The following is a 14116-nucleotide window of genomic DNA, read 5'->3' on the forward strand; positions in this document are numbered from 1 at the left end:
AAACGCAGAATTTTAGCGGGCGGGCAGCTTGCGGCACACTGTGGGCCAGGCACTTGAATCAGCCCTCTTTGAATGCCGACAGGCCGTTAGCAGCGCGCCATTCTTTCACTGTCTTAGTGACGCCCTCGGCAGAGTTGTCCGCACCGGGTTCTGGGTGAAAAATCAGATCGTAGCCATCTGGATGCCCCGCAAGCTTGCTGAACTGGTCAAGCAGTCCACCCAGCTCATCGTCAGTGCCGCCCTTGTTAACGACTCGAATGTTTTTGATGAAGGCGATGAATTCGACTTCGGTGAAATCAGAAATATCTTCCATGTTGTGCCTACTTTCTCTTGTGAAGGTCAATGTGGTTTCGTGGGGTATTCACCCTCAAGTTATCCGCGTCGTACACCGCCCCACCGTCTACGATTCGTTCGACATGGTGTATTTCGAACGTCACCCGTTTTCCTACCGAATCTCTGAATCGAACCGTAGGCGCATTACCAGTTAGCACACGCGCCTGATCGTCCTCGCTCAGTTGGCTAAGTAACTCCGGGTCGTTACTTACAGCTTTCCAGAAAGCCCGCCTGAAGCTATCGAACGTTCCGAAACTTTGGCCTCGCAATGCGTCCGCTATCCGCGTAGGGATTGGCGCACCAAGCCCGACACCAGCATCTGCGAGCCAGACCCCTGTTACATCTTCGCCCCTCCCTGTAGCTATCCCCGGCGCATGACGGGCACTGATAACGATGTACAGCGGCGAGATACCGGAGTCAGCCGGGAACACAAGGATGAAGTCTTTGTATTCATCGGGGTAGATCGGGCTGACGATGATGTTATCTGCCTGTTCCGTAGGCGGATAGATCCATATTTGGGGTGTTTGGGGTGCGCCCTCTAACGGTGGAATTCCTGAGGTGCTGGATGGGTCAATGGCTGGCGTCCAAATCAGCGTTACCCCGTTGCCAAAGTCTGCCACCTGCTGAGAACTTTGCTCAACGAATTGCACGACCGGAATCATCTCCCAGTCGGTGCGCTTCTGAGTGTTGTACCCGTATCCCTTCAAGGTGCCATCTGCTTGCTGTTCGACATGTATCCGAACGCGTGTGCGGCCTTCTTTTAGGGATTTGAGCTGTTCGTCTGTATACAGGCTGCTATCGCCCAGGCTCGACGGCCACATCATGGCGACAATACCTGCCAAAGTACCAGCAGCCACACCCGCAGTGAGTACCCCCGATCCACCAGCGGCCCCAGTTGCAGCAGTTTCAGTGGCTACAGCAGCACCAGCAGTGCACAAACCACCACAGGAGACAGTAGCGGCTGATGCGGTAGCCCCGCCTAAAAGAAGCGTTCCCAGCGTTGCAGGTAGTGAACCGCTGATTTTCTTGAGTGGAATGTTTCCCTGTGCGTCCGTTTCACGGCCACCGAGAATGGCGAAATCACCGTAATTGCCTACCTTCTCGACAGGGATGAAGCCAGACGGTTTTTTGTGATCGATCACACCGTCAGGCAGATCGCAGCTCTTGGCGAACACACACCCCAAACTCTTTGGTTTGGGGTGGTCTTTGGTGGGAATGTCCTTGTACTCAGCCCAACGCTGGGCATGAGTGTCTACAGGTTCTACGCCGCTGTAGCGGTGGCCCTTGGGGGTGTTTGGCACGTAGCCGCTCAATCCTTGATTCCTTATCCGTGTAAGTGCAATTCCTTAGATTGCAAATGATACCCGGTACAGCTCGCTACCTTGAATACCGGCAGAAGGCCATAGGGATGCACAGATAACCTTCTCAGGGTTTATTGGACTAACCGTCGATCCGTGATGGGAGAACAGATCTCGTTTTTCTCGGTTGATCGATTGGCGGCATGGCAGCCGGTACAAGCTAAAAACGTTACACCTTTTGTAATTGTTACACCGAGAACCACAGGGGGCGCGAGCCAGTGTAACGCCTATTTTATCCAACAATATCAATAGGTTGAATAGAAAAGCTACACCTGTAACACCAGTTACACGTCGTTTTCTGTACATCCGCCCCGCCCCCCATCAGCAACGCGTTCCACCAGCGCAGATATTCCGGCAGGAGCCGGGGACCCTGAGCAAAAGAGACATATACGGGGTCGGAAACCCGCCGGACTTTGTTAGCGGACAGGTACCCAGCTTAGTGAACAGGTGAACCGGGTGAACACGCAGTTCACCAGTGAAATTGCACAAGATGATGGGAAGTCGCCGGGGACCCTGAGCATTTCTGAATGACACGGGGCACAAAACCCGCGCGATCTTGGCAGTGGCTGATTTTTCTACATTGGTTGACAGGTTGACTCGGTTGACGGCCTAAGGTGTCCAAAATCATCAACACAAAAGGCCATCGTTACCGGTGCGGTAACGATGGCCTTTTTTCACCAGAATTCTTTCGATTTCAATGGCTGAAATTTCAGTAACTTTGAAATCCTTCCACTAACGCAGTCCCGCGGGTTTCCGACCCCGTGTCCTTCAGATAGTCCCAGGGTCCCCGGCGGCTTTCTGGCGACTGATTGCTTTCTGCCATGCTGCAGCTAACCTCCATCACTGCTAGCCATCGCGATTTCCGCTAGTACGGCACACATGGTTAGAACTCTTGAGTCATTACCGATCCGACACACGGAAGCGAGGACTAGCAAATGCCATCATTTATCGTGAATAGAAACGTTCAAGCAAATGGCGACTACGAAGTGCACAACACGACGACTGGCTGTCAGTTCATGCCGTTGCCTGCCAATCAGGCATCGCTGGGAAGTCATACATCGTGCGCTGGTGCTGTAAGCGCCGCTCGAGCGGCTAACCCCACCCTAAGGATTAATGGTTGTTACTATTGCTGCAATCCTTGCCACACCAGCTAGATTCTCGACTACCGATAGGGGATTTTTAGCCTATATCTGAGATTGTGCGATCATAGGGCCAAGCAAGCTGTATCCCTACGTGTATCCCGAACCGTGAAATCTGGCTGTAGGCCACGGATTACATGGAAGACTACAGTCTCCCTCGGGCACCAAAATTAAGAAAGGTCTTGCTTTGCAAGGCCTTTTTTTTCGTCTGCGATAAAGTGGCTGACGCCCTGCCGACCTGTAGGAGCCGGCTTGCTGGCGATGCTTTTTGATTTCTCGCATCCTCGGTCGGTACGCCCCCTCTCAAGGATTCACCCCCATGGAATTGCTGCTGGAAACTGTTGCTCTGTTCTGTCTCAAGCTGGCTTATGAGACGGAGGGGTTGAGTCCGATTCTGCGGGATGATCCGATCATGAGCGATTACGAGCGGGAGGTATTTGGGTTGCTGGTGCGCCGGGGTGATGTCGAGGGGATTCAGTTTCGAGTGGCGCACTGCATTGGTTTGGCGCTGGAGGCTATAGGTGGTATTGACACGCCGCTTGGGCGTGAACTGCATAGGTTGTCTGCTGATTTCAGCAATACGCAGAAAATGGAGCAGCTTGAAGCGCCAGTCATTGCGCTTAAGGACTATTTGAAAGACATTCAGTGAATGATGATCCAACGTGCACACCAGGCGTTTCCGTCTTGTCTTGAACAAGAGGCGAAGGCTCTCGACCAGGTTGTGGGCCAGCTCCATCAGGCGCGCGTGGCAATGCATCGATTCATAGAGGTCAGAGTCGGCGAGGAGGAATTGGCCATCCCCTACCGGATTTATCACCAAGGTGATGAGGATATCTTTGTCCACCTGACTGAAACCCAGAGCATTTTGTACTCGTGTCTTCTGACACGGCACCACGATGGTCATGTGCGTCAACGTCATCTGGAACGCATTCTATCAGTGCATGAGCCCTGGATTGTCCCGTTCGTAATCCAGTTGACGGGCGAGTACGTCATCCAGATTCTCGAAACTGCTGAAACGCATCTGCCCACGCTCGATTCGGCGCTTTACGGTCGTTTCATTCGAGACAATCAGGCGTACTTTCAGACGACGCAAGCACGCATGATCAGTTACTGGGATTGCTACTACCGACGTCGGTACAAACACCAATCCGACTATGTCGGGTTTCGCTTGCTTGCAAAGCTTCGTGAGTTTTCCGAAAGCTGCTAGAACTGGACTCTTCGATAAGCGCCTTCAACCCCACCTTGTGGTAAAAACCGTAGGACTCGCCCGCCATGCGCTTTACCGTGAGCAGGTCTTTTAATATCGAAAAAATAATAAAACTGTGCACTTTTCTATTAAGAACAACCACATATAAACAGAAAAACCCGGTTCAGCACCGGGTTATATTCAGCACGACAATCATGCTACTAGCTTTAATCGCTCACCAATTGAACTGATCAGATCTTGAGGTAAAGTATCAAGCACCTTACTAATAGCATTGGATGACAATCCTGCGCTGGACAGGCAAAGAGTAACGTCCGCTACTGCTTTCGCTATAGCTGCACTTCTGCACCACTGAACAGAAAACTTACTCGAGCCGATACGTTGCTCAACTCTAACCAGATATCTTTCCATGCTATACGTGTAGCGCATACAAATTTTCTGAGAGCAGTCTTCTAAGCTCTCTTCATAAGAGAGATCGAGAATCAAAACCGCCCCCCTCTTCTTCAAACTGTATTCCGTATACTCTACATCAAACAAATTATCAGCAAGATCGGAAGGCTGAACACCCCGAGTCAGATGCAGATCAAGCAAGCCTTGGACCGCTTTATCCAAAGAAACATTCATCGGAGCATACCTCTTAACTCTTCCACTATAGCTGGAACATACTCTAAAGCTTGCATTAAGGCCTTATTTTCCAAGACCTCACGCTTACCGAAGCGGGAGTATAGCTTGTGATTGATATAAATTACAAGCACACCATCATTAGGGGTGTCGAGCTTAATATAACTTACAAACTTTTTGAAAGTTTTACTTAGCTCCACCCCTTTATCTTCCAACCCACGATCGGATAGCAAGCTAGCGGACTCATCCTGAACTTTCTTCGCTAGTATCTTGCGAAGTTGTTGACGGGCTAGAGCAGGTCTTTTCTCAATCAAATTTGGATCAATATATTGCGATACTTCTTTGGTTTTTGCATCTACCAACACATCTTTCAAACGCTTGAGAGTTTCCTCATCAAAGTTACCTGCCTTTTGAATCTCTGTGAGCTGCGCCTCTGCCGCGTCGTTAATTTCTTGACGCTTTTGCTTAAACAGCAGATTGAAGTCTAAATCCTCCAAATAGGATTCGGCATTACCCGAGAAAATAGCCTCTGTTACGACTCCGCCTAATGAGCTATCACGCTCTACATAATCACGCTCTAAAAACTCGTACTCTCTAGTCCTCTGATGCTTAGCCCTATCTACTTCTTGCTGAAAGATACGCCACATCTCATCAAGACCAGTTTCCTGATGGTAGATGATCAAGGCATTATTATCGATTTCAAATGCACTGATCTCTTCGACAGGAATCGCTCGAAGAATACGCCCTACAATTTGTGCAAAGGCATTAATACTTCGGTAAGGTCGAAACAAAGCGAGAATGGTGAGATACTTGTGATCATAACCCTCCATCAACATATTCACAGAAACTACTACATCGACCTCGTGCGCATCAATTTTTCTGAACTCAGACAAAACATCAACTGATTCCATCTGACTATGCACAAGAGCTACGGACAAACCTAGTTCACCGTACCATTTCTTCAAGTCTTCAGCATGCGCAATACTGCATCCAACAGCCAGAATTTTATGTGGCACTTTAGGAGATTGCTTTTTGAGCTCCTTCAACTTCTCAATACTGTGATTAATTACATCCCTTGAACACTCCTCTGACAAAGCAACGCTCTTTTCCACCCACTCCTTATCCTTAAGCTCCAGCACTTCATCCCGAGTAAATTTTCGCCCAGGATAATCAGCAATAGTAAAGAACAGTGAGTGCGCGTTGACCGTCTCTTTCCTTAACCATTTTACATATTTATCTCTCATCACCTCTGAGAGTTGCGTTTCATGGATAAGAACACCAGGAAGCTCTTGATTATCGCCACGGTAGGGCGTCCCCGTTACAAAAAGTTTTTTTGCAGATCCGAAATATCCTAGCAACTGCTTCCAACTATCGGCTGGAGCGTGATGAGCCTCATCAATTATTATTAAATCAAAATAATCTGGAGGAACTGCATCAACCAGCGAATTCCCTCTACTATGCGTAAGCTGCTGAATATTTGAATACACTATATTACTATCATCCAGATGCTGCCTTAGCAGCCCCGCAGAATACTCAACCGTAACTGGCAAGTCTTGATGATTGAATAAAACGTCGAAATTAATCCAAAAATTATCATACAGTGCCTCCTGAGTCTTCCTAATACTATCCTTAGTAACTAGCCCAGGAGTAACAATGAGAACCCGCCCGCTACACGTACCAAAAGGAGCAATAGAAATAAGACCGCTTTTACCAGTGCCCGTAGGTAGGACTACCAAAGCCTCTTTATTCTCCGAAACACAAAAAAAAGATTTAATCTTTAGGTACGCTTCGATTTGTGGTGTGCGCAACCTGCTGTTGCCTTCGATATTCACAGCAGTATCAATAAAATAATTCATATTATTATCTAATCCCTGAATAGAACGCCCAAATAATGAAAATCTGAAAGGCTAGCGAAAATTCGTCAAGTGACTCATTTTTGCTCCTGCATCGCGCCCCCTTCCTGCGGCCTCACCATCAGGGTTGAGCCGTAAAAACTCAATAATGAGAATTAAACGCCAGCAACGGGATTATGCTTCCAGAGCCTAGCTCACAAGGACATGCTTGCCCAATTGTCCCTGATAATGTCGTTGTGAATACGCCCATGCATTGTCGATCCTTCGCTAAATAGAACGATACTGGAAGGTCGACAAATGGAAAATGTCAGAGGGATCCGAAATAGCCGTAGGGATATTTTCTTCGCAGCCTAAAGCTAATGAATTGCAGCAAAAGTTGCGCACAAGTCAGGAGCTTTCGAAGGTTGCGAGAAAAGGCTCGGCACGCTACCCTCCCACCGTCGCTGCCAATTCAGCGACCGGGTGTGGTAACCCGAGTTATTCAAGGCGCAACAGCGCCCCAGACACGTCATCAGGCGCTTTTTTTATGCCTGCGGCGTGAGTCATGGCGGCTGTGCGTGGGACGCCTTCGGGCGTGCCGGTTTCCTTGATTCCCGGTTTACCACCCTGCGCACAGCTGTCACCCATTCGTGTGGTAACGAATCTGGCAGCTCCATATATCAAGGAGTCTGATAATGCGCAGCATCAATCCGTACAAAATTTGGCTGTTCCCTCAACGCGACTCCCAGTTGCGTAATGTCCCACTGTCCACCCTCTCCCACCGCCTCTCCATCACCGGAGGTGGCCAATGACCGATCAATCCGAGCTGAAAACCATCGGCCTAACCCCCGCCCTTTACTGCGCGGATCAACCCCTCTTCCACGTCACTCGCGGCGTCCCCCTCGCCGATGCATTGGCCATGGCTTCTGACTTCCTGTTTCTCGCCAAGAAGCTGAACGAAGATGCCGCGTACGCCACAGACACCGACCGCCATGCCTGGGCTGCGCATTATTTGACGGCGATGAGTAAGGCGGTGGTTGATGATGCGGTGAAGGTGCTTGGGCGGGGGCGGGGTTCTGCGGCGGCGCCAGAGCGGGCGGGGGCGATGTCTGAAGGGTAGTGGTTGAAAAATGGGGAGTGGGGTGTTTGTGATGGCGGCGGTAGGTTCAGCTTTGATGTTGGCTGGGCTGGCGCTATCGCGAGCAGGCTCACTCCTACATTAGGTATGCGTTAGCCCCGAATTTTTCGGGGCTTTTTCGTGTTCAGGTCAAAGCACGTGTTGGGAGATCAGTTTTGAGATTTCTACCATGGATGTCCTGCCGGTGAATTCGAACTTCACTTTTCCCAACGACGAGAAGTAGATCTCCAGTTCTGAATCCAGATCAAACGTCCCGGACGTTTCCACCGAGTACGCCACGATGTTTTTGTAGGGCAGCGAGGTGAAGTCTTTTTTGCTGCCGGTGAGGCCCTGGACGTTGACGGCGATGATGCGTTTGTTGGTGAACACCACGCCGTCGCGCATGGATTTGTAGGCGTCGATGACCTGTTCCCCTTCCAGCAGCAGCGCGCTGACGCGTTCGGCGTATTCCTCGTTTTGCTTGAGTTTGAAGAAGCCTTTGTTGTTGAAATCAATCATCTGTCTTTCCCTGATTTTTAAATGAACATCGCGAGCATGGCTTCCTACCGCATTTCCCACTGCGCCGCCGCGCCCCCTACTCCACCTGATCGCTCACCCGCACAGCAGTCTCAATCGCCCGAATACTGATCGCCGCAAATATCGCGGTCATCAGCACCCCGTTAAACCCCAGCAAAATCGCCAGAATCCGCGAGACGGCCAGTTTGGGAACGAGTTCTCCATAACCGATGGTCAGGCCGGTCACGAATGCGAAGTAGATACCGTCAAATGGATTCCAGCCTTCCAGGTAGCTGATGATCAGGCCGAACAGCACGATAACAAACAGCAGAATGGAAAAAATCGGCCAGACAACGTGAAGGTAGAACCGCACTGCTTTGTAGAACTCTCGACGAACGTGCGCTGCATGAGTGGTGTTCATGTCTTGGCCCCTTTGGGGGTTAGCTTGACCGGCAATTGAATGCACGGCGTATATACACCCCATCAGCTTGGCACAAGCGAACTCGATGCTCCGCTCATCGCGCTCAAGGATTTTCTGAAAGATATTCACCTGACGAACGCCTTCGGCTGCGCTCTTCTAGACTCAATACAGAGTCGTAGAAAGAACCAAACACGTCGCTTTTGTGCAGATGAATCAAAGGCAGCGTGGCAAGCTGACTTTTATGCCCTTATAAAGGTGCGGCAAAGACCGCGCCGGGCACAACAAGATGCCCGCCAAGGGTGCCCTGGCCAACGGCCTGAAATTGCCACGATACCGTGACGTGGTGTGAGTGCCGCAGCCGACACTTTCGGACGACCGACAACCATCTGGTTTGTCCGTGACCGTGAGGATTGCTGAATGCCTGATGAGATGTTGCACCTGCCCATGGTCAACAGCGTGCTGGAGCGCCATAAGGCCTCTGCGGGTGCACTGTTGCCCATCCTTCATGAGATTCAGGCGGGCATCGGTTACATCCCCGATGCCGCCATCCCCGAGATTGCCCACGCGCTCAATCAGAGTCAGGCCGAGGTTCGCGGGGTGATCAGCTTTTACCATGACTTCCGTACCGCGCCTCCAGCCCGGCATATCCTGCGTCTGTGCCGGGCGGAGTCGTGCAAGAGCCGCGGTTCAGAGCAGCTGGCCGCGCAATTGCGCGAACGTCTGCAACTGGACGATCACGGCAGCAGCGCCGATGGCAGCATCAGTTTGCGCCCGGTGTATTGCCTCGGGGCTTGTGCTTGCTCGCCGGCTCTGGAACTTGATGGTCAGGTGCATGCGCGGCTCAGTGCCGAGCGTCTCGATGCGTTGCTCGACGCTTGCCGGGAGGACGTATGAGCCTCTATCTATCCTGTGATTCGCTGGCCCGTGCCGTGGGTGCCGATGCGGTGGCGTCTGCCCTTGCCAGCCAGGACCTGCAACGCACCAGTTCTCGTGGCCTGTATTGGCTGGAACCCTTGCTGGAAGTGGACACCCCGCAAGGTCGGATCGGCTTTGGGCCGTTGACCACTGCCGATGTGCCGTCCGTGCTTGATGCGCTGCACGGTGATCCGTCCTCGCACCCACTGGCCTTGGGCCTGGTGGAAGAATTGCCTTATCTGAAGACCCAACAACGCCTGCTGTTCGCCCGCGCCGGCATCACCCGGCCGCTGTCGCTGGACGATTACCGGGCCCATGGCGGTTTCGAGGGTTTAACGAGGGCCGTGGCCGTTGGCGGTGAGCAAACCGCGACGGAGGTGTTCGATTCAGGCCTGCGTGGCCGTGGCGGCGCGGCGTTCCCCGCCGGGATCAAATGGCGCACGGTTCGCGCCACCCAGGCGGCGCAGAAATACATTGTGTGCAACGCCGACGAAGGCGACTCCGGCACCTTCGCCGACCGCATGCTGATGGAAGGCGACCCGTTCCTGCTGATCGAAGGCATGGCGATTGCCGGCATCACCGTCGGCGCCAGTTACGGCTACATCTATGTGCGCTCGGAATATCCACAGGCCGTCGCCACGCTGAACGAGGCGCTGGAGATTGCCCGGTCCAACGGTTACCTCGGCGCCAATGTCGGCGGCAGCGGCTTGGCCTTCGATATGGAAGTGCGCGTCGGTGCAGGCGCGTACATCTGCGGTGAAGAAACCGCGTTGCTGGACTCACTCGAAGGCAAGCGCGGGATCGTCCGCGCCAAGCCGCCGATCCCCGCATTGAAGGGGCTGTTCGGCCAACCGACGCTGGTGCACAACGTGCTGACTCTGGCCTCGGTGCCGCTGATTCTGGCCAAGGGTGCGCAGTTCTATCGCGATTACGGTATGGGCCGTTCCCTCGGCACGATGCCTTTCCAATTGGCGGGCAATATTCGTCACGGCGGTCTGGTGGAACGGGCCTTTGGCCTGACCCTGCGCGAACTGGTGGAAGACTACGGCGGCGGTACCGCCAGTGGCCGGCCGCTGAAAGCCGCGCAGGTCGGCGGTCCGCTCGGCGCTTGGGTGCCGCCGTCGCAATTCGACACGCCGCTGGATTACGAGACCTTCGCCGGCATTGGCGCGATGCTGGGTCACGGTGGCGTGGTGGTCGCGGACGACAGCCTGGACATGGCGCAAATGGCGCGTTTCGCCCTGCAGTTCTGTGCCGAGGAATCCTGCGGCAAATGCACGCCTTGCCGTATCGGCTCGACCCGGGGCGTTGAGGTGATTGACCGTCTGTTGGCCGCGCCGGACCAGAGCGGTCGCGATGAGCAGGCGATCATCCTCAAGGACCTGTGCGACACGATGCAATACGGTTCGCTGTGCGCGTTGGGCGGCATGGCCCCGTTTCCGGTGGTCAGCGCCCTCAAGTACTTCCCCGCCGACTTCGGTCTGCAAGCCTCGGAGGCCGACCAATGATCACCCTCTTCGACCCGAACACCGACATTGATCTGGGCACCCCGGCCCGCGACAGCGACGTACAGGTCACGCTGAACATCGACGGCCGCAGCATCAGCGTGCCCGAAGGCACTTCGGTGATGCGCGCCGCCGCGCTGCTCGGCACCACCATTCCGAAACTGTGTGCCACCGACAGCCTCGAAGCCTTCGGCTCGTGCCGCATGTGCCTGGTGGAGATCGACGGCATGCGCGGTTACCCGGCGTCCTGCACCACGCCGGTCACCGAAGGCATGAGCGTGCACACCCAGACGCCGAAGCTCGCGACCCTGCGGCGCAATGTCATGGAGTTGTACATCTCCGATCACCCACTGGACTGCCTGACTTGCTCGGCCAACGGCAACTGCGAACTGCAAACCGTCGCCGGCCAGGTCGGCCTGCGTGAAGTGCGTTACGGCTATGAAGGCGAGAACCATCTGGCTGACGTGAAGGACACCTCCAACCCCTACTTCGACTACGACCCGAGCAAGTGCATCGTCTGCAACCGCTGCGTGCGCGCCTGCGAAGAAACCCAGGGCACGTTTGCCCTGACCATCACCGGGCGCGGGTTTGAATCCCGGGTCGCGGCGGCCGGTGGCGATAACTTCCTCGATTCGGAATGCGTGTCCTGCGGTGCCTGTGTGCAGGCCTGCCCTACCGCGACCCTGATGGAAAAAAGCGTGGTGGAACTGGGTCAGCCTGAGCGCAGCGTGATCACCACTTGCGCTTATTGCGGCGTGGGTTGCTCGTTCCGTGCCGAGATGAAAGGCGACCAACTGGTGCGCATGGTTCCCGACAAGAACGGCCAGGCCAACCACGGCCATTCCTGCGTCAAAGGGCGTTTCGCCTGGGGTTATGCCACCCACCCGGACCGCATCACCAAACCGATGATCCGCCAGCACATCAACGACCCGTGGCAGGAAGTCAGCTGGGATGAAGCGGTGACCTACGCCGCCAGCGAATTCCGCCGGCTGCAGCAAAAATATGGCCGCGACTCCATCGGTGGCATCACCTCCAGTCGCTGCACCAACGAAGAAACCTACCTGGTACAAAAACTGGTGCGCGCCGCGTTCGGCAACAACAACGTCGACACCTGTGCACGGGTCTGTCACTCGCCGACCGGTTATGGCCTGAAACAGACACTGGGCGAATCTGCCGGCACCCAGAGCTTCGATTCGGTGATGCAGGCCGACGTGATCCTGGTGATGGGCGCCAACCCCAGCGACGCCCACCCGGTGTTCGCCTCCCAACTCAAACGCCGCCTGCGTGAAGGTGCGCGACTGATCGTCATCGACCCACGCCGTATTGATCTGGTGGACTCGGTGCATGCCCGCGCCGAACTGCACCTGGCCCTGCGCCCGGGCACCAACGTCGCCATGCTCAATGCGTTGGCCCACGTTATCGTCACCGAAGGCTTGCTCGACCAGGCCTTTATCGACGCCCGTTGCGAGGGCAGCGATTTCGCCCGCTGGAGCGAGTTCGTCAGCCGTGCGGAACACTCGCCGGAAGTGCTCGGCGACATTTGCGGCGTAGACGCTGCCGACATCCGTGCCGCCGCCCGTCTGTACGCGGGCGCCGGCAATGCGGCGATCTACTACGGCCTGGGCATCACCGAACACAGTCAGGGCAGCACTGCGGTCATGGGCATCGCCAACCTCGCCATGGCCACCGGCAACATCGGCCGCGAAGGTGTGGGCGTGAACCCGCTGCGTGGGCAGAACAACGTCCAGGGCTCCTGCGACATGGGTTCCTTCCCCCACGAATTGCCCGGCTACCGGCACATCTCCAACGAAGTGGTACGGGCGCAGTTCGAACAGGCCTGGAACGTCACCTTGCAACCCGACCCGGGCCTGCGTATCCCGAATATGTTCGAGTCGGCCCTGGCCGGCAGCTTCAAGGGCTTGTATTGCCAGGGCGAAGACATCGCCCAGAGCGACCCGAATACCCAGCACGTCACCGCGGCGCTGTCGGCCATGGAGTGCGTGGTGGTGCAGGACATTTTCCTCAACGAAACCGCCAGGTTCGCTCACGTGTTCCTGCCGGGCAGTTCGTTCCTGGAAAAAGACGGCACCTTCACCAACGCCGAGCGGCGCATCTCGCGAGTGCGCAAGGTCATGGAGCCTTTGGGCGGCAAGGCTGACTGGGAAGGCACGGTGGCCTTGGCCAACGCCTTGGGCTACCCGATGAACTACAAACATCCGTCAGAAATCATGGACGAAATCGCCAGCCTGACGCCGACCTTCACCAACGTCAGCTACGCCGCACTGGACAGCCACGGCAGCCTGCAATGGCCGTGCAACGCCGCGGCGCCGGACGGCACGCCGACCATGCACATCGAGGAATTCGTGCGCGGCAAAGGGCGCTTCATGCTCACCGGGTACGTGCCCACCGAGGAGAAGGTCAACAATCGTTACCCGCTGCTGCTGACCACCGGGCGCATCCTCAGTCAGTACAACGTCGGTGCTCAGACCCGGCGAACCGAAAACGTCGCCTGGCACGACGAGGACCGCCTGGAAATCCACCCGACCGATGCCGAGAGCCGTGGCATCAACGAAGGCGACTGGGTCGGTATCGGCAGCCGCGCCGGCCAGACCGTGCTGCGTGCGCGGGTCACTGAACGGGTCGCGCCGGGCGTGGTGTACACCACCTTCCACTTCCCGGAATCGGGGGCCAACGTGATCACCACCGACAACTCCGACTGGGCCACCAACTGTCCGGAGTACAAGGTCACCGCCGTGGAAGTCAGCCGCGTCTACCACCCTTCCGAGTGGCAAAAACGCTATCAGGCCTTCAGTGATGAACAGGACCGTCTGCTCAAGGAACGCCGGCATGCCCGTGGCGCTAAAGCGGAGGTGCGCCGATGAGTACTGAGAACCTGATCAAGATGGTCAACCAGATCGCCCTGTATTTCGCCACCGAACCCGACCCGCAACAGGCCGTGCTCGGTGTGCGTAATCATCTGCAAATGTACTGGACGCCGGGCATGCGCAAAGAATTGCTGGCCTGGCAGACGGAGCATCAGGGGGCGGATTTGCATCCACTGGCGCAAGCGGCGGTCAGTGGCGCAGGTTGGGAGGCCTAAGCTCACACGAACTTGAGACTAGCTAAAAACCTGTGGGAGCGAGCCTGCTCGCGAT

13 protein-coding genes are annotated in these 14116 nt (G+C 55.2%); 7 read left to right on the forward strand and 6 right to left on the reverse strand.

The window, feature by feature from the left end; genetic code table 11:
* Positions 1-58: 58 nt before the first annotated feature.
* Together ACA051_RS24130 and ACA051_RS24135 are read right to left on the reverse strand one after the other, a co-directional pair.
* Complete coding sequence (locus ACA051_RS24130) at positions 59-313, reverse strand: bacteriocin immunity protein (RefSeq protein WP_497372217.1); 255 nt, start codon at positions 311-313, stop codon at positions 59-61.
* Between the two features lie 7 nt (positions 314-320).
* On the reverse strand, positions 321-1646 hold the full coding sequence (locus ACA051_RS24135) for an S-type pyocin domain-containing protein (RefSeq protein WP_497372219.1): 1326 nt from the start codon (positions 1644-1646) through the stop codon (positions 321-323).
* Positions 1647-3149: 1503 nt separating this feature from the next.
* Here ACA051_RS24135 and ACA051_RS24140 point away from each other — a divergent pair.
* Both ACA051_RS24140 and ACA051_RS24145 read left to right on the forward strand, forming a co-directional pair.
* Entirely contained in the window at positions 3150-3479 is a 330-nt protein-coding gene (locus tag ACA051_RS24140; RefSeq protein ID WP_497372221.1) for a hypothetical protein, read from the forward strand.
* On the forward strand, positions 3480-4037 hold the full coding sequence (locus ACA051_RS24145) for a hypothetical protein (RefSeq protein ID WP_497372223.1): 558 nt from the start codon (positions 3480-3482) through the stop codon (positions 4035-4037).
* 192 nt (positions 4038-4229) lie between these two features.
* On the opposite strand, the gene ACA051_RS24150 is transcribed toward ACA051_RS24145, so the two are convergent.
* The gene (locus ACA051_RS24150; RefSeq protein WP_497372225.1) at positions 4230-4658 is read right to left on the reverse strand and encodes a hypothetical protein; all 429 of its coding nucleotides are present in this window, start codon (positions 4656-4658) and stop codon (positions 4230-4232) included.
* A complete protein-coding gene (locus tag ACA051_RS24155; RefSeq protein WP_497372227.1) occupies positions 4655-6511 on the reverse strand; it encodes a DEAD/DEAH box helicase in 1857 nt (618 codons plus the stop codon). Before ACA051_RS24155 ends, ACA051_RS24150 begins: the two co-directional genes overlap by 4 nt.
* A 784-nt stretch (positions 6512-7295) precedes the next feature.
* Here ACA051_RS24155 and ACA051_RS24160 point away from each other — a divergent pair.
* Positions 7296-7607 (forward strand): DUF3077 domain-containing protein, encoded by a 312-nt coding sequence (locus ACA051_RS24160; protein ID WP_497372229.1) that lies wholly within the window; start codon positions 7296-7298, stop codon positions 7605-7607.
* A gap of 147 nt (positions 7608-7754) precedes the next feature.
* Here the strand turns inward: ACA051_RS24160 and ACA051_RS24165 are convergent, their stop codons facing one another.
* Complete coding sequence (locus ACA051_RS24165) at positions 7755-8123, reverse strand: PH domain-containing protein (RefSeq protein ID WP_077431301.1); 369 nt, start codon at positions 8121-8123, stop codon at positions 7755-7757.
* A 76-nt stretch (positions 8124-8199) separates the two neighbouring features.
* A complete protein-coding gene (locus ACA051_RS24170) occupies positions 8200-8541 on the reverse strand; it encodes a potassium channel family protein (protein WP_497372232.1) in 342 nt (113 codons plus the stop codon).
* Between the two features lie 417 nt (positions 8542-8958).
* Between ACA051_RS24170 and ACA051_RS24175 the strand changes: the two genes are divergently transcribed.
* From ACA051_RS24175 to ACA051_RS24190, 4 genes are read left to right on the forward strand one after another with little or no spacing between them, the layout of a single operon-like run.
* The gene (locus ACA051_RS24175) at positions 8959-9435 is read left to right on the forward strand and encodes a formate dehydrogenase subunit gamma (RefSeq protein WP_497372234.1); all 477 of its coding nucleotides are present in this window, start codon (positions 8959-8961) and stop codon (positions 9433-9435) included.
* Positions 9432-10964, forward strand: coding sequence for a formate dehydrogenase beta subunit (locus ACA051_RS24180; RefSeq protein WP_497372236.1), 1533 nt, complete (start codon positions 9432-9434; stop codon positions 10962-10964). Before ACA051_RS24175 ends, ACA051_RS24180 begins: the two co-directional genes overlap by 4 nt.
* Positions 10961-13843 carry a formate dehydrogenase subunit alpha gene (gene fdhF, locus ACA051_RS24185; RefSeq protein WP_497372238.1) on the forward strand — a complete coding sequence of 961 codons (2883 nt, stop codon included), beginning with the start codon at positions 10961-10963 and terminating at the stop codon, positions 13841-13843. Before ACA051_RS24180 ends, fdhF begins: the two co-directional genes overlap by 4 nt.
* Positions 13840-14061: a formate dehydrogenase subunit delta gene (locus tag ACA051_RS24190; RefSeq protein ID WP_497372240.1), complete on the forward strand. Its 222-nt coding sequence runs from the start codon at positions 13840-13842 to the stop codon at positions 14059-14061. The genes fdhF and ACA051_RS24190 overlap by 4 nt, the downstream gene beginning before the upstream one ends.
* Positions 14062-14116 lie beyond the last annotated feature (55 nt).

This window comes from Pseudomonas sp. LBUM1669 (assembly GCF_059695705.1).

Coding starts and splice junctions, on each gene's coding strand:
- ACA051_RS24130 (WP_497372217.1), bottom strand. CDS start 313: ATGGAAGATATTTCTGATTTCACCGAAGTCGAATTCATCGCCTTCATC.
- ACA051_RS24140 (WP_497372221.1), top strand. CDS start 3,150: ATGGAATTGCTGCTGGAAACTGTTGCTCTGTTCTGTCTCAAGCTGGCT.
- ACA051_RS24145 (WP_497372223.1), top strand. CDS start 3,480: ATGATGATCCAACGTGCACACCAGGCGTTTCCGTCTTGTCTTGAACAA.
- ACA051_RS24150 (WP_497372225.1), bottom strand. CDS start 4,658: ATGAATGTTTCTTTGGATAAAGCGGTCCAAGGCTTGCTTGATCTGCAT.
- ACA051_RS24155 (WP_497372227.1), bottom strand. CDS start 6,511: ATGAATTATTTTATTGATACTGCTGTGAATATCGAAGGCAACAGCAGG.
- ACA051_RS24160 (WP_497372229.1), top strand. CDS start 7,296: ATGACCGATCAATCCGAGCTGAAAACCATCGGCCTAACCCCCGCCCTT.
- ACA051_RS24165 (WP_077431301.1), bottom strand. CDS start 8,123: ATGATTGATTTCAACAACAAAGGCTTCTTCAAACTCAAGCAAAACGAG.
- ACA051_RS24170 (WP_497372232.1), bottom strand. CDS start 8,541: ATGAACACCACTCATGCAGCGCACGTTCGTCGAGAGTTCTACAAAGCA.
- ACA051_RS24175 (WP_497372234.1), top strand. CDS start 8,959: ATGCCTGATGAGATGTTGCACCTGCCCATGGTCAACAGCGTGCTGGAG.
- ACA051_RS24180 (WP_497372236.1), top strand. CDS start 9,432: ATGAGCCTCTATCTATCCTGTGATTCGCTGGCCCGTGCCGTGGGTGCC.
- fdhF (WP_497372238.1), top strand. CDS start 10,961: ATGATCACCCTCTTCGACCCGAACACCGACATTGATCTGGGCACCCCG.
- ACA051_RS24190 (WP_497372240.1), top strand. CDS start 13,840: ATGAGTACTGAGAACCTGATCAAGATGGTCAACCAGATCGCCCTGTAT.